This window comes from Algoriphagus sp. oki45, assembly GCF_036245605.1.
In the GTDB taxonomy this organism is placed as follows: domain Bacteria; phylum Bacteroidota; class Bacteroidia; order Cytophagales; family Cyclobacteriaceae; genus Algoriphagus.
Genome location: NZ_BTPC01000002.1, coordinates 240,672 through 266,224 on the forward strand (window position 1 = coordinate 240,672; position 25,553 = coordinate 266,224).

The 25,553-nt window shown below is 45.8% G+C and carries 24 protein-coding genes; 19 read left to right on the forward strand and 5 right to left on the reverse strand.

What is annotated here, in order from left to right; translation table 11 throughout:
- Positions 1-5: 5 nt before the first annotated feature.
- Entirely contained in the window at positions 6-1,109 is a 1,104-nt protein-coding gene (locus AAA942_RS10565; protein ID WP_338220236.1) for a TolB family protein, read from the reverse strand.
- 74 nt (positions 1,110-1,183) lie between these two features.
- Here AAA942_RS10565 and AAA942_RS10570 point away from each other — a divergent pair, with 74 nt between their 5' ends.
- Complete coding sequence (locus AAA942_RS10570) at positions 1,184-2,425, forward strand: M20/M25/M40 family metallo-hydrolase (protein WP_338220237.1); 1,242 nt, start codon at positions 1,184-1,186, stop codon at positions 2,423-2,425.
- A 156-nt stretch (positions 2,426-2,581) separates the two neighbouring features.
- Here AAA942_RS10570 and AAA942_RS10575 read toward each other — a convergent pair whose 3' ends face one another.
- Together AAA942_RS10575 and AAA942_RS10580 are read right to left on the reverse strand one after the other, a co-directional pair.
- Positions 2,582-3,721, reverse strand: coding sequence for a Fic family protein (locus tag AAA942_RS10575; RefSeq protein ID WP_338220238.1), 1,140 nt, complete (start codon positions 3,719-3,721; stop codon positions 2,582-2,584).
- 87 nt (positions 3,722-3,808) lie between these two features.
- Entirely contained in the window at positions 3,809-4,831 is a 1,023-nt protein-coding gene (locus AAA942_RS10580; protein ID WP_338220239.1) for a glycoside hydrolase family 43 protein, read from the reverse strand.
- 179 nt (positions 4,832-5,010) lie between these two features.
- Between AAA942_RS10580 and AAA942_RS10585 the strand changes: the two genes are divergently transcribed.
- Positions 5,011-5,259 (forward strand): ribbon-helix-helix protein, CopG family, encoded by a 249-nt coding sequence (locus tag AAA942_RS10585; protein WP_338220240.1) that lies wholly within the window; start codon positions 5,011-5,013, stop codon positions 5,257-5,259.
- The gene (locus tag AAA942_RS10590; protein ID WP_338220241.1) at positions 5,240-5,656 is read left to right on the forward strand and encodes a type II toxin-antitoxin system VapC family toxin; all 417 of its coding nucleotides are present in this window, start codon (positions 5,240-5,242) and stop codon (positions 5,654-5,656) included. Before AAA942_RS10585 ends, AAA942_RS10590 begins: the two co-directional genes overlap by 20 nt.
- A 31-nt stretch (positions 5,657-5,687) precedes the next feature.
- On the opposite strand, the gene AAA942_RS10595 is transcribed toward AAA942_RS10590, so the two are convergent.
- Positions 5,688-6,104: a GxxExxY protein gene (locus AAA942_RS10595; protein WP_338220242.1), complete on the reverse strand. Its 417-nt coding sequence runs from the start codon at positions 6,102-6,104 to the stop codon at positions 5,688-5,690.
- Positions 6,105-6,491: 387 nt separating this feature from the next.
- On the opposite strand from AAA942_RS10595, the gene AAA942_RS10600 reads away from it, so the two are divergent.
- From AAA942_RS10600 to AAA942_RS10630, 7 genes are all read left to right on the forward strand, one after another.
- On the forward strand, positions 6,492-8,651 hold the full coding sequence (locus AAA942_RS10600; protein WP_338220243.1) for a TonB-dependent receptor: 2,160 nt from the start codon (positions 6,492-6,494) through the stop codon (positions 8,649-8,651).
- An 11-nt stretch (positions 8,652-8,662) separates the two neighbouring features.
- Positions 8,663-9,301 (forward strand): hypothetical protein, encoded by a 639-nt coding sequence (locus AAA942_RS10605; protein WP_338220244.1) that lies wholly within the window; start codon positions 8,663-8,665, stop codon positions 9,299-9,301.
- A 132-nt stretch (positions 9,302-9,433) separates the two neighbouring features.
- On the forward strand, positions 9,434-10,504 hold the full coding sequence (locus AAA942_RS10610) for a sensor histidine kinase (RefSeq protein WP_338220245.1): 1,071 nt from the start codon (positions 9,434-9,436) through the stop codon (positions 10,502-10,504).
- A gap of 92 nt (positions 10,505-10,596) precedes the next feature.
- The gene (locus AAA942_RS10615; RefSeq protein ID WP_338220246.1) at positions 10,597-11,349 is read left to right on the forward strand and encodes a LytR/AlgR family response regulator transcription factor; all 753 of its coding nucleotides are present in this window, start codon (positions 10,597-10,599) and stop codon (positions 11,347-11,349) included.
- 73 nt (positions 11,350-11,422) lie between these two features.
- The gene (locus tag AAA942_RS10620; protein WP_338220247.1) at positions 11,423-12,241 is read left to right on the forward strand and encodes a DUF4349 domain-containing protein; all 819 of its coding nucleotides are present in this window, start codon (positions 11,423-11,425) and stop codon (positions 12,239-12,241) included.
- Between the two features lie 66 nt (positions 12,242-12,307).
- Entirely contained in the window at positions 12,308-13,831 is a 1,524-nt protein-coding gene (locus AAA942_RS10625; protein WP_338220248.1) for an amidase, read from the forward strand.
- Positions 13,832-13,843: 12 nt separating this feature from the next.
- Positions 13,844-14,740 (forward strand): cation diffusion facilitator family transporter, encoded by an 897-nt coding sequence (locus tag AAA942_RS10630; RefSeq protein WP_338220249.1) that lies wholly within the window; start codon positions 13,844-13,846, stop codon positions 14,738-14,740.
- 13 nt (positions 14,741-14,753) lie between these two features.
- On the opposite strand, the gene AAA942_RS10635 is transcribed toward AAA942_RS10630, so the two are convergent.
- Entirely contained in the window at positions 14,754-15,209 is a 456-nt protein-coding gene (locus AAA942_RS10635) for a DUF4251 domain-containing protein (RefSeq protein WP_338220250.1), read from the reverse strand.
- A 267-nt stretch (positions 15,210-15,476) separates the two neighbouring features.
- On the opposite strand from AAA942_RS10635, the gene AAA942_RS10640 reads away from it, so the two are divergent.
- From AAA942_RS10640 to AAA942_RS10680, 9 genes are all read left to right on the forward strand, one after another.
- Positions 15,477-16,547 (forward strand): DUF3500 domain-containing protein, encoded by a 1,071-nt coding sequence (locus AAA942_RS10640; RefSeq protein WP_338220251.1) that lies wholly within the window; start codon positions 15,477-15,479, stop codon positions 16,545-16,547.
- Between the two features lie 2 nt (positions 16,548-16,549).
- Entirely contained in the window at positions 16,550-17,932 is a 1,383-nt protein-coding gene (locus AAA942_RS10645; RefSeq protein ID WP_338220252.1) for a sulfatase family protein, read from the forward strand.
- Between the two features lie 35 nt (positions 17,933-17,967).
- The gene (locus AAA942_RS10650) at positions 17,968-18,432 is read left to right on the forward strand and encodes a nuclear transport factor 2 family protein (RefSeq protein ID WP_338220253.1); all 465 of its coding nucleotides are present in this window, start codon (positions 17,968-17,970) and stop codon (positions 18,430-18,432) included.
- On the forward strand, positions 18,429-19,130 hold the full coding sequence (locus tag AAA942_RS10655) for a hypothetical protein (protein WP_338220254.1): 702 nt from the start codon (positions 18,429-18,431) through the stop codon (positions 19,128-19,130). Before AAA942_RS10650 ends, AAA942_RS10655 begins: the two co-directional genes overlap by 4 nt.
- Before the next feature lie 107 nt (positions 19,131-19,237).
- Entirely contained in the window at positions 19,238-19,720 is a 483-nt protein-coding gene (locus AAA942_RS10660; RefSeq protein ID WP_338220255.1) for a (2Fe-2S)-binding protein, read from the forward strand.
- 10 nt (positions 19,721-19,730) lie between these two features.
- Positions 19,731-21,953 (forward strand): xanthine dehydrogenase family protein molybdopterin-binding subunit, encoded by a 2,223-nt coding sequence (locus AAA942_RS10665; RefSeq protein WP_338220256.1) that lies wholly within the window; start codon positions 19,731-19,733, stop codon positions 21,951-21,953.
- A gap of 418 nt (positions 21,954-22,371) precedes the next feature.
- Positions 22,372-23,229 carry an SDR family oxidoreductase gene (locus AAA942_RS10670; protein WP_338220257.1) on the forward strand — a complete coding sequence of 286 codons (858 nt, stop codon included), beginning with the start codon at positions 22,372-22,374 and terminating at the stop codon, positions 23,227-23,229.
- A 171-nt stretch (positions 23,230-23,400) separates the two neighbouring features.
- A complete protein-coding gene (locus AAA942_RS10675) occupies positions 23,401-24,819 on the forward strand; it encodes an amidohydrolase family protein (protein ID WP_338220258.1) in 1,419 nt (472 codons plus the stop codon).
- A gap of 6 nt (positions 24,820-24,825) precedes the next feature.
- Positions 24,826-25,551 carry a DUF6090 family protein gene (locus AAA942_RS10680; RefSeq protein WP_338220259.1) on the forward strand — a complete coding sequence of 242 codons (726 nt, stop codon included), beginning with the start codon at positions 24,826-24,828 and terminating at the stop codon, positions 25,549-25,551.
- The last annotated feature ends 2 nt before the right edge of the window (positions 25,552-25,553 follow it).

Genomic DNA, 25,553 nt, shown 5'->3' on the forward strand with positions numbered 1-25,553 from the left:
TGGGCTTAATCCCCAATCCATTCAGCCACGAAGAGATTGGTATCCCTTGTGCCTCCGTTGTTTCGGTTGGAGGCAAAAACCAAATATTTTCCATCATTGGAGAAAACCGGAAAAGCATCAAAGGTGCCGTCGTGTGTGATTCGGGTCAAGCCAGTGCCGTCAAGATTGATCATAAACAGGTTGAAAGGAAATCCCCGCTCGGTCTGATGGTTGGAGGCGAAAATCAACTTTTCTCCTGAAGGATGGAAAAACGGTGCCCAGTTGGCTTTGCCGAGGCTGGTGATTTTCCGGATATCCGTTCCATCTGCATTGGCTACATAAAGCTCCATATCGGTAGGCTTCACCAAGCCTTCTTTCAATAAATCCTTGTATTCCTTGATTTCTTCTTCTGTCTGTGGTCTGGATGCTCTCCACACCAGTTTGCTTCCATCCGGGGAGAAAAATGCACCCCCGTCATACCCCAAGTCTGAGGTAATTTGCTTGACGTCTGTGCCGTCAATATTCATGGTGTAGAGTTCCAAATCACCGGTGCGCATGGAAGTGAAGACAATTTTATCACCTTTAGGCGAAACGGTCGCCTCAGCATCATAACCTGGCTCATTCGTAAGTTGGGAAAGGATATTTCCCTGCAAATCCGCGGTGAAAATGTCAAAAGAATCATAAATCGGCCACACATATTTGCCATCCGCTCTTCGCTCAGGTACCGGAGGGCAAGCCGGGTCCACCAAGTGGGTGGATGCATAGACGATCGTCTGATCTCCCGGAAGGAAATAAGAACAAGTCGTCCTTCCCAAGCCGGTACTGACTCGCTGCGGTTGATTGTTTTTTAAGTCATCTTCTCTCCAATTGAGATAAAACATCTGATCACACTCATTTCCCCAACCGGCATAATCCGACTGGAAAACCAGCATAGAATCATTGAATGACCAATACGCTTCAGCATTGTTGCCACCGAAGGTGAGTTGCTTGATATTTTTGAGATACTTCATCTCCTCAGGATGAAGGAGAAGGGAATCCGAGGCCGAGTGGGCTTCAGGTTCAGATACTGTTTCGGTCTTGGGTGAGCAAGCCACCGCAAGGAAAGCCAGTGAATAGAGGAGTTTCTTCATTTTTAACTTTGAAAGTAAAAGAATTAAGGCCCGAAGATACCAATTATTATCTTTGGACTAAATCGACACAACTCATGAAGAATATTCTTTTCAAATCCAGCTATATTTTAGCTTCAGCCCTACTCATCGCCTCATGTGACGGGCCTCCCACGGACGAAAAACTATTGACCACCTTACAGGAAGATGTGGTTTTTCTGGCAGCAGATGAGCTCGGAGGAAGGGCTATCGGAACAGATGGAGAACAAAAAGCGGCGGAATATCTCGCCAAAGAATTTGAAAAGCTCGGGCTTCAGCCCAAGGGAACCGAAGGGTTTTTCCAGCCTTTCACCGTATCGAAACCTTCCAATCCACATGAAGAGGCGGTAATCGGCACAGACGGAGAAGGAATCACCGGACGAAACGTAGTCGCCCTCTTGGATAAAAAAGCAGACAAAACCATTGTGATCGGTGCACACTTTGACCACTTGGGAATGGGCGGTCAGGGTTCTCTGCACCGCGGAGATTCCGCAATTCACAACGGGGCCGATGACAATGCATCCGGAACTGCGGCGCTTTTGGCTTTGGCAGAAATCCTGAAACATGAAGAACTGAAAAACAACATCCTATTCATCGCTTTCTCCGGTGAGGAAAACGGCCTTTGGGGGTCCAATTATTTTGTCAAAAACCCAACCATCGATCTCCAGACAGTCAATTACATGATCAACATGGACATGGTGGGCAGATTGAAAGAAGACAATTCCTTAGCTATTAACGGGGTCGGCACCAGCCCAAGCTTTGTCCCAGTTTTTGATCAAATCAATACAGACAGTCTGAAGCTCGTCACTTCCGAATCCGGCGTAGGTCCTTCTGACCACACCTCGTTTTACCTGCAGGATTTACCGGTATTGCATTTTTTCACCGGTCAACATGAAGACTATCACAAGCCCAGTGATGATTCGGACAAGATCAATTATGAAGGATTGGTGAAGGTAGTCCGCTACATTTCCCGCCTCGTCACGTCTCTGGATGCTGAGCCCAAATTGGCTTTCACCAAGACCAAAGATTCCAGCGATTCTCCGCGATTCACCGTGTCTATGGGTGTGGTGCCTGACTACATGTTTGACGGAAAAGGCATGCGTGTCGATGGGGTATCCGAAGGCAAGCCCGCCCAAATGGCAGGAATCCAAAAAGGTGATGTGGTCGTACAGCTGGGAGACTCCACCGTTTACGACATGATGAGCTACATGCGGGCTTTGAGTGCTTTCCAAAAAGGAGACTCTACCAAAGTGGTGATCGAACGGTCCGGACAAAAAGTGGAATCGGTGGTGAGGTTTTGATTTGAGAGTCAAGAAACTCTTTTTTTCTCTAGTATAGAAAACGCCTCTGGTAAGTCTCAGAGGCGTTTTTGTTTTCAATGAAAATTTTGCCTTGCCTTTATTTTACCTTTTTATATAAAGGTAAAATAGCAAAAATCTTATTTTACTTTCGCTCAATCAGTGCTCAAAAGCTTTCAAATAGTCTACAAAGACAAAAATTCGATTTCTAGCCTGTCCGGTCTGCTCTTCCAAGATTCCTTTTTCCCGAAACAAAACAACCAAGTCATTGGCCGCTTTGAAGCTCAAACCGGTAATTTGAGCTGCTTTCTCTACTGTAATGGTCGGTTCTTGGAATAGGCCATGAAGGAGTTTTTTCCCCATAGCACTGCGCCTCCCAAAAGCTTCCTCGATCTGGACTTCCAGACTTTTCTTCAAATCCAGAACTGAAGACAAGGTCGAAGCACCGATACTTGCCGTTTCTTCGATCCCTTCGAGAAAATAGCAAACCCATTCTTCGAGTGCATTTTTGCTTCGGACAGCAGAAAGCTGATCATAGTACAGGCTGCGGTTTTTCTCAAAAAACATAGAAAGGTAGAGCAGCGGTTTGTCCAACATTCCCTCACTGACCAAATACAGCGTGATCAACAGTCTTCCTACCCGACCGTTTCCGTCTAGGAAAGGGTGGATGGTCTCAAACTGATAATGGGCCAAGGCAACCCGGATCAGGCTTGGAACAAAGATTTCTTGGTTGTGGAGAAACTGCTCCAAATCACTCATCAGATCAGGAACCAACTCGTGGCTGGGCGGTACAAATACCGCTGTGGCGAGCGAATTCCCACCAATCCAGTTTTGGCTTTGCCGAAATGAACCCGGCTGCTTGTTTTCGCCCCGCACACCCTGCATAAGCAGCTGATGTGTATTGCGAAGGAGTTGGGAGGAAAGTGGCAGCGTATTCAACTCCGAAATCGCTGAATTAAGCGCCTGGATATAGTTATTCACCTCCTGCCAATCATCCCTTCTCTCAGGGTCAATGCTTTCTATTGGCAGCAAAGCCTCCTCGATTCGGGTTTGTGTTCCTTCGATTTTACTGGAAATAACGGCCTCTTTGGCCACATGGAGCTGAATGAACAGATCGATATTGGGCACCATTCGGGCAAATGAGTTCAACTCACCTAACTTTATGGAAGCTCGCTCCAAAAGATGGTTGATCTTGGGACTGGTCCATATCCATTCCTGATTGACCTTTTCGGGGAAAAAATACCGATACTGATATCCGGAAATGTAACGGCCAGAAACAAAATCTTCGATTCGCATCATGAACTGAAGATAATTATTTTACTTTAATGATAAAAGATAAAATAAGAATTCTCTTATTTTACTTTTTGAATGCTATAATTTATGAATCTAGTTAATCGGATTCGCCTCCACACCCTCAAAAGTCATCTTAATCGGCTTGATCGTCCCGTCTTCGTTAAATTCCATTACATCGATGCAAGTCACCCGATGATCTCTTCCTTCATTGGGAATCGGACGTCGATGGTAGACCATATACCAATCGTCGGTTCCGGGTTTTTGGATCACAGAATTGTGTCCCGCTCCTGTGGCAATCGTAGTATCTGCCTCGAGAATGGTACCGATTCGGCGGTAGGGTCCGGTAGGTTTGTCTGCCATAGCGTAAGCGACTTTATAGGAATCATTGGTCCAGCCACCTTCGGACCACATGAGATAGTATGTGCCCTTTCGAAGAAACATAAAGGGTCCCTCCACATAGCCTTCGGGAGTGATTTCGTGGAAAAGTTCTCCGTCTTCCCAAGGTTCGAAGCCGGTAAAATCCGCATTCAGTTTGCCGATATTGCAGTGGCTCCAGCCTCCGTAGAAAAAGTAATGGGTGCAGTCAATATCCTTAAACACAAACTGATCGATCGGCTGAGCGCCATGGTGGAAGTCAGACAGAAGTGGTTTTCCTAGCAAATCCCTGAATGGTCCGGCAGGTGAATCTGCCACAGCGACCCCGATTCCGCCAAAATGATTGATGTCATTGTGGGGATCGTAGCCCGGACGCTCAGGAGTGAGCGGGTCATTTGCTGCGAAAAAGAGGTAGTATTTTCCGTCTCTTTCGATCGCTGCAGGAGCCCACATCGCCTGACGAGCCCAGGTGATCGCTTTATTATCGAGGATGCGCTCGTGCTTTTTCCAAGTCACCAAATCTTTGGTAGAAAAGGCATCAAAGTGCAACTGATCCTCAAAAGCCGCTGAAAACGTCGGATAAATCCAGTATTCATCTCCAAATACAATCCCTTCCGGATCGGCATACCAACCTTCAAGGATAGGGTTTCCGGAGAGCTTGGACTCTTCTCGGGTTTCGGATTGAGGTGAAGAACAAGAAATCGCTAGCGAAAGGAGAAGAAATGAGAATCTTTTTTGCATAGGAACTTGAATTAGAGAGTGACCAAGTTACTATTCTAACCAAAAACATTTTGAATGAAGCTTAAATGCAATCAAAAGCCTCGAGAAAAAGGAAAGTCAAAGTCTAATAAAAGAAAAACGCTCTAGGCCAGAACTTTTTGTAATACAATTGTATTACATTGACAATAAATTACATCAACATGCTCAATATCAGACTTGATGAGGAGATGGAGCGCAAGCTTGATCTTATCCGAAAGAAAAAAGGGGTTTCCAAGACCGCCCTGGTTAAAGAGGCTTTGGATCAATACATCCAAGAGGAAATTCAGTTGCTTTCTGCCTATGAATTAGGAAAGGACTTGTTTGGCGCTGAGGAGGGCGGGGACCCCGATGGTTCTGTGAATTATAAAAAGGAAATCAAAGCCAAACTTCATGGAAAATTCCCTCATTGATGCAGGACCGCTTATCGCTTTATTTAATAAACGGGATCGATATCACTTACCCATCCTCAACTTTTTGAAAGGATATAATTCATTTTTTTGGACCACTTGGCCAGTTTTGACGGAGGCTTCTCATATGTTGGATTTCAGTCTCAAGGCTCAAATGAATCTTTTGGAATGGGTGAATAGAGGAGGTATCCAGATTGTACCTCTAACTGAAAAGCATCTGAATTCCATAATTTCCTACTCTGAAAAATTCGCTGATGTACCCATGGACTTGGCAGATGCAAGTTTGATGGTGGCCTCAGAAATCATCCAAACCAACAAAATAGTAAATATCGATTCTGATTTTTACATCTACAGGAATTTCAGAAATCAATATCTTACCAATGTCTTTTTGAACTCATAGGCTTTCATTAAATCTGAAGTAAAAAAGCAAGCTATTCCACCAGTAACCTTTCGAAATACTCATTGATAAATGGTTTCATAGATTTAGTGAGATTATCTGAGTAAAAATTGAACAGAAGTCCCTGTGGTTTTTTAAGCAGTTTCATATAGCTCATCAATTGCGCTGAATGAACAGGGAGAAGTTCCTGGACTGCTTTGAGCTCAACAATGATGGTATCTTCCACAAGCAAATCCAGCTTCAATTCAGAATCGATCAAGTTGCCCTCATAATTGATCGTAATGGGAACTTGCTGAAGGACGTGAAAACCTTGCTTTTCCAATTCAAATACAAGGCATTTTTCATAGACGCTTTCCAAAAGACCGGGACCAAGGGCTTTGTGAACCGTTATCGCACAGCCCGTTACCAGATAAGACAATTTGGTCACGGATGATTTCGAGATGTATTTCATGGGTTCTAAAAATTGTTTTTCAAAATGGTGATTTTTTTACCATTAAGGAAATTTAGAAAATTAAGGGTTTCTTTTCCCGATGTGAAAAAACAGTAATGGTGCATTCAATTTTCAAAACTCTTCTTTTCCTTAATGTCCTTAATTTCTTAATGGTTTTTAGCCTTTTATGAAAGACCAGTTTTGAACCATTAAGGAAGTTGAGAAAATTAAGAATTTCTCTCCCGAGGGGAAAGGTGCATTCAATTTTCAAAACTCTTTTTCCTTAATACCCATAATTTACCAATGGTTTAAAATCCCACACTTCAGTCGCGGATTTTGACACTTCAGTCAGGTTCAATTTTCCAGGTGATCGAGAGCCGCCATTTTTGGATCAAAGCTGAACCAAAAATGAATCCCAAACTTCTTCTTTTCTTTCTTCTTTTTCTCCTGCAGACCAGAAGCATTGCGCAGGTTCTCCTATCGGGAAGGGTATTGGACGAAAAAAACCAAGCTCTTCCAGGGGTAAATGTCTACATCAAAGGAAGCTTTGACGGATCCAGCACCGATACTGAAGGAAAATTTTCATTTACCACTTCGGAAAAAGGAACCCAGCTGATTGTGTTCAGCATGATGGGGTTTTCGAGTCTGGAGCAGGTCATTACTTTGGGGGAAAAAGAAGTCAGCCTTCCAGATGTCTTTTTGGGTGAAGAATTCAACGAGCTGAATGCCGTGACCATTTCAGCAGGAGCCATAGAAGCTTCCGACGAAAAGAAATCAGTAATCCTTCGGCCCTTGGATATTGTCACAACGCCTTCAGCCATGGGCGATATCGTGGGGGCTTTTCAGACTTTGCCGGGGACTTCCACCGTTGGCAATGACGGCCGCCTCTTCGTCCGCGGAGGAGATGCCAGCGAAGTCGGCATCTACATCGACGGCATGCGGGTGGGCAATGCTTATGGAACTACCGCAGGAAATGTTCCGACCCGCACCCGCTTCAATCCCAACTTATTCAAAGGCACCTTCTTTTCCACCGGAGGCTACTCTGCTGAATACGGACAGGCGCTTTCCTCTGCTTTGGCTTTGAACACCAAGGATTTGGCGATCCGGAGCCAGGGTGACCTCTCGGTCATGTCGGTGGGAGGAGGCTATTCACACACACTCGCCAATGAGAAGCGAAGCCTGACGGTCAGCGGAAACATTTTTGATCTCAAGCCTTACCAAAATCTGGTCAAGCAGGACTTTGACTGGGAACGGGCTCCCTACGGAGTAGATCTGGAGGTGGCTGCCCAGCAAAAAACAGCCAAAGGAGGCCTTTGGAAAGTATTGGCCCGTACTGAAAAAGGAGGAATGGAACTCTGGCAGGCCCAACCCGGGATAGAGGGCAGAGGCGTTTTGATCGATCTGACCAATACCTACTCCTATGCGCAAACCAACTGGAGAAAAGCCTACCAAAGCGGCTGGTCTCTCTTCGCCGGACTCTCTTATTCTCACAATACCGATCTGATCAATCTGGACGGAGTCAATTTGAAAAGAACCAACCAGCTAATCCATGGCAAATTCAGTGCAGTGTATGATTTCACGGAAAAAATCTCAGCCAACAACGGCGTCGAGTACTTCAGAAATGACTACCAAGAGGCTCTTGTTTTGGAAGGATTCGAAAGAAACTTTGGAGAAAATCAGCTGTACCTCTACTCCGAATGGGATCTTTACTTGAGTCAAAATCTGGTTTTCCGAGGCGGTTTTCGGGCCGGAACCTCTACTTTGGCTGACCAAAACTGGCTGGATCCCAGAGCTTCCTTGGCCTATAAAATTTCAGAAAATGGGACCCTTTCCCTTGCCACAGGAAGATTCCAACAAATGCCGACAGAAAACTTTCGCGTACTGAATCCAGCCTTGCAAAACACGGTTTCAGAGCACTTGATTTTGAACTATCTCTACCAAAAAGAAGGAAGAACTTTCCGGGCCGAGGCTTTTCACAAAAGCTACGACAAGCTGGTTCGATTTGAGGGAATTCCTCAAAATCCCCAGAATCTGAGAAATGAAGGTGAGGGTTTTGCCCGGGGATTTGATGTGTTTTTCCGGGATCGGGAAACCCTCAAAAACACCGATTACTGGGTCACGTACAGCTTTGTGGACAGCAAAAGGAGCTTCAATCAATTCGAAACCCAAGTACAGCCGGACTTTGCTCCGAGACATAATCTAAGCGTGGTGGTCAAGCACTTTGTAGTGCCCATGAAATCCCAGTTGGGCCTTTCCTGGTCCTTCAACGACGGACTTACCTACACCGACCCCAATCTTCCGGGAGAGATGAACTCCAAAACAGGGGCATTCCAGAACCTGAGTCTTAGCTGGAGCTACTTGCCCCGCCCCAATCTGATCATTCACGGCGCCGTGACCAACGTGCTCGGACATGAAAACATCTTCGGGTATTCCTTTGCCCAAAATCCAAACGAACAGGGACAGTTTGAATCCCTTCCCATCGGGCAGGGGGCTCCCCGCTTCCTCTTTTTGGGCATTTTCTTCACCATTTCCAAAGACAAAAACGCAAATCAATTAAACAACCTCTAATTCTAACAACAATGAAAACTGTATTCACACTTTTGCTCTCTTATCTTCTCGTCCTTCCGGCTATGGCTCAAAACTCCTATGAGAATGCCATGAAAACGCAAATCCAAGCCATGCAGCAAATCCGGACTTTGGAAGAGTCACAAGCCGTATCGAATGCATTTCTCCGCATCGCTGAGGTAAAAAAGGAAGAATGGCTTCCCCTCTATTATGCTGCCTACGTGCAGACCAATGCGGCATTCCGATTTGAGGTGAATAAAGACCAATACCTCGATCAGGCGATGGGATTGGCCAAAAAAGCAGGTGGGCTCTCTCCAAACAACTCTGAAATCACGGCTTTGGAAGGATTTATCCTCATGGGAAAAGTCTCCGTGGATCCTGCCAATCGGGGACAGTCTCTCAGTCCTCAAGTCATGCAGCTGTATGGAAAAGCCATTGCCCTAAACAGAGAGAATCCAAGAGCCACCACCCTGATGGCTCAAATGGAGTTTGGAATGGCTCAATTCTTTGGCTCAGGACCAGAAAAAGCCTGTGGACTTGCCCGAGTAGGTCTTGAGCTGTTTGCAAAAGAAGAAGCCCAAGTTGATGAAAACTACCTGATGCCTACTTGGGGTAAAAATCAGGCCGAGCAAGTGGCTTCCCAATGCCAATAAGCATCCCAAGCAGAAAACTAAACCATCTTTTACCTTCGCCGGGAATTCATTCCGGCGGAGGTTTTATTACCGAAACGTGTGCTGAGCCTGTAGATGCATCCCAAATTAATTCCCTTTTTCCTATCTTCCCCCATGACCTCCACCACTGCTGACTGTCAAGAACAAAAAGGACTTTGGAATGACCTTCGCAAATTCCTTTTGATCAACTTGGGAATTGCATTCGCCCTGCAAGTGTATTTCTGTGCTTCCTGCCTAGTCAGCCTGGAAGGAATCATCAGCATCATCCCAGAGTTTATTTTCTCCTTTGTGGTATCCATGGCCCTGAGCTTTGGAGGCAGTAGGGTGGAGGATTTTTGGGACCCGAGGCTCTCTTGGATTCATCATCCGGTCAAGCGCCTATTTGCCACGGTAATCACCTATATGGCTTATTCATTTGTGGCAAGTTTTGTGATCGTTTTCCTGTACACCTGGATAGATGGGCAGTTTACCTTGGCTCGAATACCTTGGGACGGAATCTTGGAGTTTACCTTTGTCCCCATGCGAATTGCCCTGATCTTCATGGCGATTTTCACTACTCGGTCCTGGCTGATGGAATGGCGAAAATCCGCCATCGAAGCCGAGCAGCTCCGCTCCGAAAAGCTCGCCAGCCAATACCAAAGTCTCAAGGACCAGCTCAACCCACATTTCCTGTTCAACTCGCTGAATGCCCTCTCCAACCTGGTCTATGAAGATGCCGATCGCTCGGCGGCATTCATCCAAAAGCTAAGCAAAATCTACCGCTATGTGCTCGATGTACAGCAGGAGGAATTGGTCGAACTGGACAGAGAGTTGGATTTTGCCCGCAATTTCCTGGAGCTTCAGAAAATTCGGTTTGAGGAAAACCTCAACTTCAAATTGGATGTGGCTCAATCCAAAGGGTTCTTTTTGCCCCCGCTTTCCCTGCAACTTCTGCTGGAAAATGCCATCAAGCACAACATCGCTTCTCAGGAAAACCCTCTTTTCATTTCTATCCTGCAAAAGGGAGAGGAGCTTTGGATAAGCAATACCTTTCAACCCAAAACGAGCCAAACTGAGCCCTCCACTGGAGTGGGCTTGGAAAATATCCGATCCCGGTATCGCATTTTGAGTGATCGGATTCCGGAAATCTTTCAAACAGAACATGAATTTTTGGTCAAACTTCCTCTTTTGAAAATCACGGCATGAAATCGAGCATGACCCTTTCAAAGTCATACAAAGAAATGATTAACCGTCATGCGAAGATTCCATGTGACCTTAAAAAATCAAATTAAAATCACATGAATATTCTGATCATCGAAGACGAAAAGCCCGCTGCAAATCGGCTAATCCGGATGCTCAGGGAGTATTTTCCCTCAGCTACGCTGATTGGAGATTTGGACACCGTCAGCAGAGCCGTGCGTTGGTTGGAGGAAAATCCGGCACCTGAGCTGATTTTCTGCGACATCCAGCTTGCTGACGGGATCAGCTTTGAGATTTTTGAGAAAGTAAAAGTAAGCTCACCAGTCATTTTTACCACGGCATTTGACCAGTATGCCATCCGGGCGTTTCAGGTAAATGCCATCGACTACCTGCTCAAGCCCATCGATCCCAAAGATCTGGAACGGGCAGTGGAAAAGTTTCGCTCCCAAAACCTGAGACCAAACTTGGATCTGGAGGTAATTAAAAGCCTGCTTCAACCTAAAGAAAAACTCTATAAAAGCAGGTTTTTGGTCAAATTCGGAGAGAAGATTCAAAGTATTCCCGTAGAGGAAGTCGCTTTCTTTTTCAGCGAAGAGCGGGTGACCTTTTTGCAGACCTTTTCAGGAAAAAAATACGTGTTGGACTCGACTCTGGAGCAGGTGGAGTCCCAAGTGGATCCGGAGACCTTTTTTCGTCTCAACAGAAAATACATCTCCCATATCGACGCCATCGAAGAAGTCCTGACCTACTCCAACAGCCGGCTGAAAATCAAGCTTATCCACAGCGCGGATTCGGATATTCTGGTCAGTCGGGAAAAGGTGGCCGAACTGAAAGCTTGGATGGATCGATAGACGTTAAATTTTCTTCAAAATAGAGCAGAAATAGCCATGGCTTCGTTTGTATCTTAGAGCAAACCCCCACGCTATGAAGCTTCTACTCACCAAACTGCCCCTTCTTTTCGGCTTTATTGTAGCCGCCTGTGGCACACAGGATACCCTGAACTTGGCAAACACAGACTCTTCGTCCGTCTCCTATGAGAAAGTCGCTGATGCTCCCGATATCGATCAGGATGGATCCCAATCCAATTTTTCTGAGCGAAAAATCATCCGGGAGGGCGACATCTATTTCGAGTGCCGGGACATTCAAGAAACCGATGCTTTTCTCAAAGCCGAAGTCAAAGCAGCGAAGGGCTTTATCTCCAATGAATCGGAAAACAGCTACGGAGAGCGAAGTGAGAAACGCCTGACGATCCGCATTCCTTCCGATCAATTGGACCCTCTTTTGGAGAAAATCCAATCCCATGCAGTCAAAATCGAAAATTCCAATATCCGGTCCGAGGACGTCACCGAGCAATTTATCGACGTCGAGGCCAGACTGAAAACCAAAAAAGAGCTCGAAAATCGATACACCGAGCTTCTGAAACTAGCCCGAAATGTGGATGAAATCCTCCAGCTCGAGCGGGAACTGGCCAATGTCCGGGGAGAGATCGAATCCATGCAGGGTCGACTCAATTACCTCAGCAATCGGGTTTCGCTCAGCACATTGAATGTGTCTTTCTTTGTGGAAAAGGAAACGGAGTTTGGCTTTTTCGGCAAAGCCATCGACAGCCTGAAAAACGGATGGACCAATCTTCAGTGGTTTTTTATTTTCATCCTGAACCTATGGCCCTTCTTCCTGATTATCACGGGGCTGTTGTTTTGGCTATTGAAAAGGAAAAAAACACCCCCTCCGCCGATGAGGTGATCGAGTCAAGGATTTTACTTTTCTAAGCTTACTGGAAAATGCCCTTTTTGAAAGCTATATTCCCCCATGAATAGAATCTTAGCTTTCTTACTCTTGGGCTTGGTTTGGGCATGCCAGACATCCGAAAAAAAGACGATCCATCTCGAGGAATTGACCATTTCCCAGATTCATCAGGCTTATCAAAATGGGGAATATTCTGCGGAAGAACTCACCCAGGCTTACCTGGATCGAATTCAATCTTGGGATTCCCTGACCAATTCTATTTCCTTTATTCATCCCGAAGCGCTTGCACAGGCCAAGGCTTTGGATGAGGAGTTTGCTCAAACGGGAAAGCTCAGGCCCCTTCATGGCATTCCCCTGATCGTCAAAGACAACATCAACACGCTTGGACTTCCGACCACCGCCGGAGCTTTGGCTTTGGCTGACTTCTATCCCGAGACGGACGCTTTCATCATCCAAAAGCTCAAGGATGCAGGAGCAATAATCTTGGCCAAATCCAACATGGCCGAATGGGCTTTCAGCCCCATGCACTCGGAAAGTTCTACCCTTGGCACCACCCGAAATCCCTACCATCTCGATCACGTACCTGCGGGTTCGAGCGGAGGCACGGGTGCCGCAGTTGCAGCCAATTTTGGAACCATCGGGTTGGGTACTGATACTGGAAACTCCATCCGCGGACCCTCTTCTCACAATGCTTTGGTGGGCTTTCGCACCACCTTGGGCTTGGTCAGTCGGGAAGGAATCGTGCCGCTTTACCTGAGAAATGATGTAGTCGGGCCGATGTGCCGGACTGTCGAGGATGCCGTTAGAATACTTCAGATGATTGCAGGCACCGATCCCAAGGACCCCATCACTGCAAATTCTCAGGGTAAAATTCCGGCTGACTATCTTCAATCGCTTCAAAAAGACGGTTTGAAGGGCGCGCAAATCGGCGTTTTCCGCACGCTGAGTGAAGCAGATCCAGATCCGGAGATATCTGGCCTATTCGAAAAAGCCATTGCCGACTTGAAATCTCTTGGAGCGACTCTGATTGACTCTGTGGAAGTGGAAAACTTTGATTCACTTCGCAGAAATCAATGGTGCCCTGTTTTCCGTGAGGATCTGGAAAAGTTTCTGGCAGACTATGTCAAACGGGACACGATGAGTACTTTGGAAGATGTGATCCGAGTGGGCACTAAGTCAGACTATGCGCGAAATGGGCTGCAGAGGTTTTTGGAGCCCAACTTACCCGAAAATATGGATCAGGACTGTGGAGACCCATTTACCGACCTGAAGCGGATTGCCTTTCGCGAAGCGATTGAAAAAGTCATGGACTCGCTCCAGTTGGATGCTTTGATCTATCCCAGCTGGAATCATCCTCCTGCCCTGATCGAACGGTTTCAGGAAGAGTATAAGGGTGATAATTCCCAGATTATTTCCCCTCATACCGGGCAGCCTGCGTTTACCGTTCCGATGGGATTCACTTCCAAGGGACTTCCGGCTGGTCTCCAATTCCTGGGGAAAATGTGGACAGAACCGACCTTGATTCGTCTGACGTATGCATACGAACAGGGGACCTTACACCGGAAGCCTCCTGCTTTAACTCAATAATCCCAAAGAAGTATGGGGCATCATCATCACCACGGAGATACCTCGGAGAAAAACCTCCGGACCGCTTTTTTCCTGAATCTGGCCTTCACCGTTTTGGAATTCTTTGGGGGAATCTGGGTGAATAGTGTAGCAATCATTTCGGATGCCATTCATGACTTGGGAGATTCTATTTCCTTGGGGACTTCATGGTACCTGCAGCGCTATTCGAAAAAAAGCCCTTCGAAGACTTTTTCTTTTGGCTACCGCAGATTTTCCCTTTTGGGCGCGTTGATCAATGCGCTGATTCTTATCCTGGGTTCGGTCTTTGTGATCCGGGAAGCCATTTTAAGGATCCTTTCTCCTGAGGCTTCAAATGCTCAGGGCATGTTCTTTTTTGCCTTGCTTGGAGTGGCTGTCAACGGATACGCAGCCTGGAAACTACACGGAGGAAAAACCCTGAATGAAAAAGTGATTACCTGGCATCTTTTGGAAGATGTCCTGGGATGGGCGGCGGTTCTGCTGGTATCAGTGATTTTGCTTTTCTTCCCCAACCCTTACTTGGATCCGGCTTTGTCCTTGCTGATTACAAGCTATATTCTCTGGAACGTGGGAAAAAGACTCAAGGAAACCCTCTTTCTTTTCCTTCAGGGTCATCCTTTGGATATTGATCAATCAGAAATCGAGCAGAAAATCCTTCAAATTCCACAAGTGCAATCCATTCACCATACCCATATCTGGTCCCTGGATGGAGAGCACCATGTCTTTACCACCCATGTGAGACTCCGTGCCATCTCCGAAATAGACAAGATTCAGAAGGTAAAAAGCGATTTGAAAAGAATCATGAAGCAGTATCCTTTTGAGCACTACACGATAGAAACCGAACTGGAGAATGAAGAGTGTCTATTGATTAATCAAAAAGGAAAAGCCTAGGACATTCATTTCCTTACTTGATAAATCCGGTGTAGGACATGGAGTCTTTGCTGTTGCTGATGATGCGCAGGCTGGCATTTCCGTTTTTCTGGATGGTAAGATAGACCGACCTTACATCACTCTGTTCCTTGGGAGAAATAGTAATATCCCAACCTCCTTTTTTCCGGTCTTTTACTTCATACTCAAACTCAGAAAAATCAAACTTCAGTCCTGTATCTGCTCCGGGTGTACTCTGATAGGCCCTTCCAAAAAACGGCAAGTCACCGATGACCTTTTTGGAACTCACATCCAAAGTGTATCCCGGGTCAAGCTGAATCATTCTCCCCCTTGCACCTGAGGCCTGACGGGCTTCAAACACGAAGGTTTTGGAATCAACTCCTTCTTTTAGCTTTTCGGTATCAGTCTGCTGGGCAATTGAAAATGCACTAAAAAGAAGGAAGAATAGGAAAGTAAATGTTTGTCTTTTCATTTCAGTTACTAAGTCTGTTGGCTTCAAGTTACCTAGAAGAAAAGGAATAAAAAACAGTCCTTTTGAAAGAATAGCATCCATTTTCCAATTTAGGATAAGCCATATAGATTTCTAAGTTCAACCGCTTACTGATTTTTTACCCTTTTGACGTAGATTTTCAATAGGATTAGTAGAAAAGTCCAATTTAAACGCTAACTTATAGAGTAGGAAAGAGATACATATCAGATTCTGCTATATTAGATTGTTTTAAATTTTCATTTTTATCCAATGACTAAAAAATCTCTCATTCTGCTTCTTTTTTGCCTTTCGACACTTCCTTCTTGGGGCCAATCTGTAGGACAGGTAAAAAACGCCACTTTAGCCTTTGTAGAAACGCTTGAAGAAGAGCAAAAAAGCTCGGTTCTTATTTCGTTTACTGATAGTGCAAGGACAAATTGGACCAATCTGCCTCTTGGGCTTGCCCCACGATCGGGACTGGCTTATGGTGAACTTTCAGAAAAAAGTAAAATCGCTTTCCACAAGATTTTGAGCGCTCTGCTCAGTTCCCAAGGATACTTGAAAACTTTCGCCATCATGCAGGTGGACGACATACTTCATGAGCTATTCGAGATCCAATATTCCCGGGGACAAATCAATGATAATGCAATCAAAATGATCCGAGGTCTAAACTGGGATTATGGAAATTACTTTGTAGCTATCGCCGGCAATCCGGCCCAAGATGATGCTTGGGGCCTGAAGTTTGAAGGCCATCACCTCTCGCTCAACCTTACAGTAGCCGGAGATCAATTTTCCATGACTCCTCTGTTTTTAGGCTCTGATCCTGCCGTGGTGGAAGACACCCAATATGCTGGGCTTCGCCCACTGAGCAAGGAAGAAGATTATGGCTTTTGGCTGATCAATGCCTTGGATGAGGGCCAAAAAGCCAAGGCTACCCTCCAAGACAAAGTCCCTGAAGACATCATCACGAGTCCAGACCGGCCTCAATGGCTGGAAAGCTATCAAGGCATCAAAGGGTCTGAACTAAATGAAGGCCAGCAAAAAATCCTTCACTACCTGATTGAAGAATACATCGGGAATTTGGAAAAAGAAAAGGCAGAGGAATACTTGGCCAAACTTCATGCACGTGGGATGGGAGAAGTCTATTTCGCGTGGATAGGTAGCTATGAGCCGATGAAGGCTCACTACTATGTCATTCACAGTCCGGACTTCCTCATCGAATACGACAACGTAGGCTTTCTTGACAATGCCAATCACATCCACACTATCCTCAGGGAAAATGGAAATGACTTTGGAGAGGATATTTTGAAAAAGCATAGGCTGGAACATAATCATAACTGACCATGAGATCATTACTGTTGATTTTTGGACTACTCTTGACTTTTTCTTGTAGTCAAAAACAAGGGAAAGCAGAAGAAGAAAACCAACTTCCCAATATTGTCTTCATTTTCACGGATGACTTGGGCTATGGGGATTTGGGATGCTTTGGAGCAACCGACATCGCTACACCGAATATTGACCGGATAGCAGCTGAAGGCATCAAGTTCACTTCTTTCCTATCCGCCTCTCCTGTGTGCAGTCCCTCAAGGGCTGGACTCTTGACCGGAAGAATGCCGCAACGAATGGGAATCAATGCTGTTTTTTTCCCGGAAAGCCTGACCGGAATGGCCCCCGAGGAAATCACCTTTGCCGAAATCCTGAAAGAGAAAGGGTACCAAACCGCCCATGTTGGAAAATGGCATTTGGGCCACATGGAAAAATACCTACCCCTCAATCAAGGCTTTGATTCTTACTATGGTATCCCATACAGCAATGACATGACTTCGGTGGTCTATCTGAAGGATAACGAGATCGATTCTATTTCCGTGAATCAGCGGTTTACTACCAAGACCTACACCCAAAAATCTCTGGAATTTATCGATCAGGCAGCGGATGGGCCTTTTTTACTCTATCTGGCGCACAATATGCCCCACGTGCCGATCTATGCTTCCCCGGAGTTTGAAGGGACTTCGCAAAGAGGGCTTTATGGAGATGTGATCCAGGAAATCGACTGGAGTGTGGGACAAATCCTCAAGAAACTGGAAGAGAAAGGGCTGATGGAAAATACGATGATTGTCTTCTCTTCAGACAACGGCCCTTGGCTGGTCATGGAAGACCATGGGGGCTCGGCAGGACCGCTGCGGGAGGGAAAGCAGTTTACCTTTGAAGGGGGAGTGCGGGTACCGACTGTAGCCATGTGGAAGGGGAAAATCGATCCCGGACAGGTATATGAGGACTTGGCAACTCAGATGGATTGGTTCCCTACCTTTTGCAAACTGGTCGGTGCGGAAATTCCTCAAGATCGGGCCATCGACGGCAAAGATCTGAGTGCTGTTCTTTTCGAAAACGGCATGCGGGAAGGCGATGAGTTTATCTACTACATGCTTTCTGATCAGAGAGGGTACCGATTGGGGGACTGGAAGGTGAAAAGACCCTTTGCTGGATTTGCAGGGAGTAGGGGCATGAAGGCCGTAGCTGCTCATGACACCCTGCTTTTCAATCTCAAATCTGACCCCGGAGAAACCACCAATCTGGCCAAGGAAAATCCTGAAAAGTTGGCTCAGATGATGCGGACCATGGATTTGGCTGTACAGCAATTGGGGTCCTTGCCTCCTAGCCTGGTGGTCAGGGGACCACAGGACAACAGTCATTATATCTATTTGGAAGAGAAAAGGAAAAAGGAATGAGAACTCACCAAATTTTCCCAAAATCCCGCTTTTTCTTGACTTTTTTTAGCCTTTTATTTAGGTACAAGTTCCTAACTATTATCCTGTTTGGGCTTTCTTTTTCCGGTTTCAGCCAGGAAAAGGAAAGACTTGCTATTCTTGCCCAAAGGCAAGCTTCCAATCAGGCATTAAGAGACTTTGACGAGAAAAAGAACAATACCTTCATGACGGAAGATGCCTTGATTACCACCGGTACAGGCACTTTGATTTCCGGTAAAAAAAAACTTACCAAATATATCCAAAACTTGAAGGGTCCCAAGATGTATTGGGTAAGATCTCCCGATGAGGTGATCATTAATCCAGAAACTCAACTGGCTTGGGAAACTGGAACATGGAAAGGCTATGTGGAAGGGGCTGAGAAGCCTGTGGTGGGAGGTAAGTATTCAGCTCAATGGACCAAGAAATCCGGCACTTGGCTACTCCAATCCCAATTGTTTGTGGCTTTACCTTCTCAAAAATGATTTCACTTTTCCGCAAAATCCGCCAACAACTTCTTCGGGAAAACCGGATCACCCGGTATTTGCTCTATGCATTGGGAGAAATTTTCCTAGTAGTCATAGGAATCCTGATCGCATTGGGAGTAAATAGTCTTAATGAACAGAGAAAGCTTGAAGGAGCCGAACGGGTACTTCTCCAACAGGTGAAAACAGAAAACGAGTACAACTTGGATATTTTTCGCCAAAACGTCGGGTATTTTCAAAATGTGGAAAAAAATCTTTTGGAGATGGTCAATGCTTTGACTGATTCTTCAGTTCCTAATCGGGACTCAATAGTTAAATCTCAGTTGAATTCACTATTGGACATTTCCAAAGTCGACTTCTCCGAGGAATACCTCATCCGATACCTCAATGCGTCGCAGCTGGGGGAGAATGAGTTAATTCCAGATTTCATAGAAATGAAAGACCTTTATCAAGCGCTGGAACTGGCCTCAAAAACCTCTTTTGATTACAAATTTGCCTCTATTCTTAGTTGGCTCGAAGGAGCCATGGACCTGAGTACAGGTGAAATTGTAAGTATGGAAAAGCTCGAAAACGGAGTTTTCATCAATCGGATCATTATTCTAGGCGCCATAGAACTGGATATGGCTCAAAAAATGCAATTAGGCATGGACCAAGCAGAAAAAATCGATTCATTGCTTACGACGAGGCTAATCGAATAAATTCTTACTGCAGTCAACAAAACCGAAGGGATAAAAAATGGACAATACCCCCCAAAAACTTAACCTCACCCATCTGGTTATTTTCATAAATTGATATTTATTGCCTTATGCCAAAAATCACCCTATCCATCAATCAACAAGACTATCAAGTCGAAGCACCTTCCGGAATGCCTCTGCTTTGGGTGATCCGCGAGCAATGTGAACTGACCGGAACGAAATTTGGCTGTGGAATAGCGCAGTGCGGAGCCTGCACCGTCCATGTGGACGGCAAACCTGTCCGGTCTTGCATCACTCCTGCTGCTTCAGTAGAAGGAAAAAGCATCACCACGATCGAAGGAATCGCTCCCAAGCCGGACGTTCTTCATGAAGTACAAAAAGCCTGGATCGAGCTTCAAACTCCGCAATGCGGGTATTGCCAATCGGGTCAGATCATGTCAGCAGTAGCTTTGCTCAATGAAAACCCTAACCCAAGCGACAGCGATATAGACGAAGCCATGTCTGGAAATATCTGCCGCTGTGGGATGTACGGCAGGATCCGCGCAGCCATCAAACAGGCATCTGCAGCTATTCAACAAAAGACCATCCTTTAATTTTTGAGCTATGAAAAAGTGGACTAGACGCGCATTTATAGGAGCAGGAGTATTGGCAGGAGGTGCAGTCATTTTTGGAATTGCCATCCGTCCGGGCAACCGAGCCTCCAAAGTCGCCGGCATGGTAGCCAAAGAAGGGGAAACACTGATAACGATTTGGATAAAAATCGCCCCTGATAATACCATTACAGCCATCATTCCTCATGCGGAAATGGGTCAGGGAGTACATACTGCCTTGGCAATGATGTTAGCTGAGGAATTGGAGGCTGATTGGTCTACCATCAGATTTGAAGAAGCCCCTGCCGCTAAGGAATATGCAAACTATGCAGTAGCTAAAGGTTTTGTTGCCGGAAACAAAGATTTTCCAAAGTTTCTGGACCAAACCATCGAAGGAGTATTTCTGACTGCCGTCAAATCCATGAATTTCCAGATTACAGGAGGTTCGGCCTCAGTTAGATTCACAGGTCAAATCGCCATGCGAATTGCTGGAGCTGCAGCCAAATCCATGCTGCTAGAAGCTGCAGCAGCTAAGTGGAAAGTCCCTGTGGACGAACTCTTGGCGGTAAATAGTGAAATCACTCACGCGTCCTCTGGCCAAAAAATCACATATGGTGCACTAGCCCCTGAGGCCGCCAAGGTAAAAATGCCTTCCCATCCCAAGCTTAAAGAAGCAAAGGATTTTACACTCATTGGCACTTCAAAGCCCCGATTTGACATTCCTGCGAAAGTCACCGGTGAGGCCAAATTTGCCATCGACGTGAATATTCCCGGAATGAAATACGCCACAGTAGCCGCAAGTCCGGTTTTTGGAAATCGGATCAAATCAGTAAATACCTCTGTCGAAGGCAAAAACGGAGTGATCAAAATTGTCAATTTGGGAAATGCTGTCGCAGTGATTGCAGATGGGTACTGGCAAGCCAAAATGGCGCTCAATTCCCTCAATATCACCTATGAATCCGGTGAGAATGAGCTCATCAGCCAAGAAGATATTTTAGCTCGCTACCGGGCTGAGATGGATCAAGCATTGGAAAAAGGCGAATTGGAAATACACAATCAAGCCGGTAAAGTCGGACCTGCCTTTGATCAGGCGGCGCAAATCATAGAAGCGGAATACCAGGTTCCTTTTTTAGCACATGCGACCATGGAGCCTATGAACTGCACCGTTTGGGTGAAAAACGGAGAGGCTGAAATTTGGTGCGGAAGCCAAAATCCCTTGGGATTTGCAGCAGCAGTCGCAGAAGAATTACAACTGGATCAGGAAAAAGTCACCGTCCACAACCAACTGTTGGGAGGAGGATTTGGAAGAAGATCCGAAACCGATGTAGTCCTTCAAGCTACCCGAATTGCCAAAGAGGTAGACTTCCCGGTAAAATTGATTTGGTCACGCGAAGAAGATACCCAACATGATGTCTACCGTGAAGCAGGAATCAGCCGGATGAAGGCCGCCTTGGATGGCTCCGGAAATCCCATAGCCTACCAAAATCAATTTATTTTTAAACATCATCCGCCGGAGGCAGCTGACATTCCCTACGAAGTAGAAAACCAATTAATTCACTTCTCCAGTCCCAAGACCTTTGTGCCTTGGGGGAATTGGCGCTCTGTGGATCACTCCACACATGCTTTTTATTCGGAATCCTTTATCGATGAGTTGGCTCATGCAGCCCAGATGGATCCTTTGCAGTATCGAAAAAAGCTGACAGGTTCCAAGCCTCGATTTCAAAAGGTCCTGGATACGGTATATGAAAAATCAGGTTGGGATTTACCCCTTCCTCCAAATTGGGGACGAGGTGTGGCCATCCATTATTCCTTCGGATCCCTTGTGGCAGAAGTTGCGGAGGTAGAGATCAAAACCAATGGAGAAGTGAAAGTGCATCGGGTAGTATGCGTGGCCGATCCGGGAATCGCTGTGAATCCGGATGGGTTTGTCGCCCAGATGGAAAGCGGGATTATCTATGGCCTGGCAGCAGCTATGTCGGGCGAGATTACCATCAAAAACGGAGCCGTTGCGCAAAGCAATTTTCATGATTATCCAGTGACCCGAATGAATGAGGCACCCAAAATCGAAACCTATATCCTGACCAGCAACCATCCTCCGGGTGGAGCCGGTGAACCCGGAACTCCTGCAATAGCTCCGGCAGTGACCAATGCAATTTTTGCTGCAACGAGTATTAGAATCCGTCAATTGCCGATTTCAAAAACCGACTTGCTTGTTTCAGTCAAGCAGACGACCTAGAAGAAAAATGATCTCTCTCTTCCGCAAAAAACTCCTCTCCCAAAATCAGGCACCAAATACGAAATCATTTTGGCCATAATCAGAATTGCAATCTAAATCAACAACTACAACGAGTTCAAGCGGCTAAAGATCCTAGACCAAAAAATCGACCCACCTCAGTAGGAGAAAAAGAGTTAGGCCTTCATCAAGGCCCAAATCGTATAACCTGCCGATTCGTATAGATATAACTCAATCTTGAGCGTCCTAAGTCCCTTCCTTCCAGGTAACTATTTTATCCCTTTCGGACATTAAAAAAGAGGTTTTATCCTGAGTGGTTTTCTGTTTTTTTCTCTTGGAGGTAGCTTTTCATTAGGGCTGATCCATCTTGGATAAAAAGCCTTACAAAAAGAGACTATTCTAAATTTTTAATCCATTTATTATGAAAAGGGTACTGATCACTGGAAGTAGCAGAGGCATTGGTTTTGAAACAGCCTTGGCCTTTGGAAGAGCGGGATATCAAGTATTTGCCACCCTAAGAAATCCAGAAACAGCAGTCGAATTGTTGGAAAAAACAGAAGAAGAAGCCCTGATGATCTCTCTTCACGCCATGGACGTCAATTCGGATGGATCGGTTCATTCCTGCATTGAAGGAATTTTGAAAAAATTTGGCCCCATCGATGTCTTGGTTAACAATGCGGGAATTGCCTTGAAGGGCTCGATTGAAGAAATGCCTGTTGGCGATTTCAAGGCGGTCATGGAAACCAATTTTTTGGGAGCTATCCGGTGTATTCAGGCAGTACTTCCTGCGATGCGGCAGAATAAAAGCGGTTGCATTATCAATGTGACCTCTGTCTCAGGGCGATTGACCTCCAGCCCCTTGGGATGCTACTCGGCAAGCAAATTCGCCTTGGAAGCTGTCAGCGAGGCTTTAGCTCAGGAAGTCAGGCCATTTAATATCCGGGTGGGAATCATCGAACCCGGAATCATCGACACAGATATGGCTCATGAAATCGAAGATTTTGCTCCTTCGATCTATCCCAGTAGCAAGCGGATGTCAGACCTTTTCTTTGCATCACTGAAAAATCCCACACCGGCTTCCTTGGTGGGTGAAAAAATACTGGATTTTGCCGAAAGCGATTCTTGGATTCTCCGTCATCCTGTAGGTCCCGATGCCCTGCCATTTATCCTATGGAGAAATTCCATGACCGATGAACAATGGGTAGAATGGAATTCACTTCCTGAAGAGGAATGGTACGATGCTGTTGAGCGGGATTTCGGACTTAGTGCCAGAAGGTAGATGGACTTTCCCTTGATTTTTATTCCTCTGATTTCATTCAATGAATGAAGAAAAGCCCTTGATGCCCTAAAAAATATTCACTTCGGATTTGCTCATATTCAATTGATTATGAAATGAATTCCCTATCTTCTTATTCATTAGTATAAACGCTGTATCCACTTTCCCTCCACCATGAAACCTTACTTTCTCCCCCTTCTCCTTGGATTAGTTTTGATCGCAAGCTGCACCTCCAAAAGCCCCGAAAAGGCAGACTATCTTTTGCTTCAGGGCGCCACAGCCTTGGATGGGAATGGAAACTCCATTCCAGAAAGCAAAATCCTCATTCGCGATGGAAAAATTGAAGCCATTGGAGGAAAAGACCTGGCCGTGCCAGAGGGAGCAGAGATTTTGGACTTGACCGGAAAATTTATCACGCCTGGTCTGGTCGATGCCCACGTTCATTTTGGACAAACGGGTTTTTTTGACGGCCGTCCGGACGCACTGGATATTCGGGATTCTTTGCCTTTCGAGGAAGTTCAGGCAAGGCAAAAACAACAGCCCAATAGATACTTTGAAACCTACTTGAGGTCTGGGGTGACCGCAGTGTATGATGTAGGAGGATTTGAATGGATTATCGACTTATCCAAATCGGCGGAATCGGATCTCGACGCACCCCATGTTGCTGCTGCAGGGCCACTTTTGACCCCTTTTCCCCAGGACCGCCTGGATATCTTCAATATCCCTCCCGACCGGCAAATGCTGGCTTTGACCTCTTCTGAATTTGGAAAGGAAATGGTTCAAAAGCTGACGGCTCTTGGCTCCACAGGAATCAAAATCTGGAGTCTCAATCTGAAAGACTCGGTTTTTATGACCAGTCTCAGGACAGTTTCAGAAGAAGTCGAATCGCAAGGAAACCAACTGATCGTCCATTCCACGAATCTGGATGAAGCCAAGGAAGGTCTTCGATTGGGAGCCAAAGTGCTTGTCCATAGCGTGGATGATCAGCCGATCGATGAGGAATTCATCCAATTGGCCCGACAAACCGGAGCAGTATATTGCCCGACTTTAGTGGTCGTACCCGGGTATTCGGTAGCCTACCAATCCCTCCGGGATGGTTTTCCCTTAAATGATCCCAATCAGGTCTTGGACCCGGACACCCGATCGCTATTGGGAGCTTCCCAGTCCTTTTTTAAGTATCATCCCAATCCTGAAAAGTATCAGGAAGAAATCCAAAATAGCTTTGCCCAAGACGAACAACTCAAGGCTAGAATGTATGCCAACCTCCGTGCAGTCTATGAAGCGGGAATTCCGATTGCCCTGTCCACGGATGCGGGAAACCCGGGGACGCTCCATGGCTTGTCCATCTACGACGAACTGGAAGCCATGCAGACTGCCGGCATTCCTGCTAAAGACATTATCCCCATGGCCACACGAAACGGGGCAAAAGCAATGCGGAGAGAGCAGGATTTTGGGACCTTGGAAGCAGGAAAAATGGCTGACTTGATTGTATTGGAAAAAGACCCTTCGGTAGATATAAGGCATTTCCGATCCATCACCCATGTGATGCGTGGAGGGCTATTGCGACCGGTCAACGTCCCCTTTGAAAAGTAAGGAGGTATGATTGCTTTTTTCCGCAAAATCCGCCAAAAACTACTCACTGAAAGTCGGGTAACCCGGTATCTAGCCTATGCTATTGGTGAGATTATTTTGGTAACCATAGGAATTCTTATCGCACTAAGCATCAATACTTGGAATGAAAATCGAAAAAAAATCGAAAGAGAACGAGAATTGATGATTTCGCTGAAAAAAGAACTCAGCCTAAATAGTGCGCTACTTGATTCTGCCCTAAATGTGAACAAGAAATATGGCATCTATGCCGATCAGCTGGTAGAAAAACTCGAAAAAGATAGCCTCTACTATTCCATCGGTGAAATAACAGCTGCATTTGATTATTATCCAAGCTACTTTCACGCCCCTGTATTGAGTGAAATCGTCTCAAAAAATTCGGAGATTTTAGTTACACATAGAGGCTTTATTGATGATTTCAGAAGATTACTACAAGACTATGAGGGGATAAAAAAGGCTGAAACTTTTCTGGATGAACTTTGGAGTTCCCGGATCACTGATTTTATCGTGGATAGTGGAATACCCTTTGATCCTGAGGTTGATTTTTTGACAAGGAAGATAATGCTTTCTGATTTTACCAACTCCAGCTTTTCCAAAGATCAGTTGATTTCCCTTATCCGGCTTAAGTCAACCTTACTCCTCACCCGGGAATTCCAAGCCCAAAAATCTCTCCAAAGCACCCGAGACTTGGAGGAAAAACTCTCTAACCTTAAATAAGA

Excerpts from the sequence above, each read along its gene's own strand:
- AAA942_RS10565 (WP_338220236.1), bottom strand. The coding sequence starts at position 1,109 with ATGAAGAAACTCCTCTATTCACTGGCTTTCCTTGCGGTGGCTTGCTCA.
- AAA942_RS10570 (WP_338220237.1), top strand. The coding sequence starts at position 1,184 with ATGAAGAATATTCTTTTCAAATCCAGCTATATTTTAGCTTCAGCCCTA.
- AAA942_RS10575 (WP_338220238.1), bottom strand. The coding sequence starts at position 3,721 with ATGATGCGAATCGAAGATTTTGTTTCTGGCCGTTACATTTCCGGATAT.
- AAA942_RS10580 (WP_338220239.1), bottom strand. The coding sequence starts at position 4,831 with ATGCAAAAAAGATTCTCATTTCTTCTCCTTTCGCTAGCGATTTCTTGT.
- AAA942_RS10585 (WP_338220240.1), top strand. The coding sequence starts at position 5,011 with ATGCTCAATATCAGACTTGATGAGGAGATGGAGCGCAAGCTTGATCTT.
- AAA942_RS10590 (WP_338220241.1), top strand. The coding sequence starts at position 5,240 with ATGGAAAATTCCCTCATTGATGCAGGACCGCTTATCGCTTTATTTAAT.
- AAA942_RS10595 (WP_338220242.1), bottom strand. The coding sequence starts at position 6,104 with ATGAAATACATCTCGAAATCATCCGTGACCAAATTGTCTTATCTGGTA.
- AAA942_RS10600 (WP_338220243.1), top strand. The coding sequence starts at position 6,492 with ATGAATCCCAAACTTCTTCTTTTCTTTCTTCTTTTTCTCCTGCAGACC.
- AAA942_RS10605 (WP_338220244.1), top strand. The coding sequence starts at position 8,663 with ATGAAAACTGTATTCACACTTTTGCTCTCTTATCTTCTCGTCCTTCCG.
- AAA942_RS10610 (WP_338220245.1), top strand. The coding sequence starts at position 9,434 with ATGACCTCCACCACTGCTGACTGTCAAGAACAAAAAGGACTTTGGAAT.
- AAA942_RS10615 (WP_338220246.1), top strand. The coding sequence starts at position 10,597 with ATGAATATTCTGATCATCGAAGACGAAAAGCCCGCTGCAAATCGGCTA.
- AAA942_RS10620 (WP_338220247.1), top strand. The coding sequence starts at position 11,423 with ATGAAGCTTCTACTCACCAAACTGCCCCTTCTTTTCGGCTTTATTGTA.
- AAA942_RS10625 (WP_338220248.1), top strand. The coding sequence starts at position 12,308 with ATGAATAGAATCTTAGCTTTCTTACTCTTGGGCTTGGTTTGGGCATGC.
- AAA942_RS10630 (WP_338220249.1), top strand. The coding sequence starts at position 13,844 with ATGGGGCATCATCATCACCACGGAGATACCTCGGAGAAAAACCTCCGG.
- AAA942_RS10635 (WP_338220250.1), bottom strand. The coding sequence starts at position 15,209 with ATGAAAAGACAAACATTTACTTTCCTATTCTTCCTTCTTTTTAGTGCA.
- AAA942_RS10640 (WP_338220251.1), top strand. The coding sequence starts at position 15,477 with ATGACTAAAAAATCTCTCATTCTGCTTCTTTTTTGCCTTTCGACACTT.
- AAA942_RS10645 (WP_338220252.1), top strand. The coding sequence starts at position 16,550 with ATGAGATCATTACTGTTGATTTTTGGACTACTCTTGACTTTTTCTTGT.
- AAA942_RS10655 (WP_338220254.1), top strand. The coding sequence starts at position 18,429 with ATGATTTCACTTTTCCGCAAAATCCGCCAACAACTTCTTCGGGAAAAC.
- AAA942_RS10660 (WP_338220255.1), top strand. The coding sequence starts at position 19,238 with ATGCCAAAAATCACCCTATCCATCAATCAACAAGACTATCAAGTCGAA.
- AAA942_RS10665 (WP_338220256.1), top strand. The coding sequence starts at position 19,731 with ATGAAAAAGTGGACTAGACGCGCATTTATAGGAGCAGGAGTATTGGCA.
- AAA942_RS10670 (WP_338220257.1), top strand. The coding sequence starts at position 22,372 with ATGAAAAGGGTACTGATCACTGGAAGTAGCAGAGGCATTGGTTTTGAA.
- AAA942_RS10675 (WP_338220258.1), top strand. The coding sequence starts at position 23,401 with ATGAAACCTTACTTTCTCCCCCTTCTCCTTGGATTAGTTTTGATCGCA.
- AAA942_RS10680 (WP_338220259.1), top strand. The coding sequence starts at position 24,826 with ATGATTGCTTTTTTCCGCAAAATCCGCCAAAAACTACTCACTGAAAGT.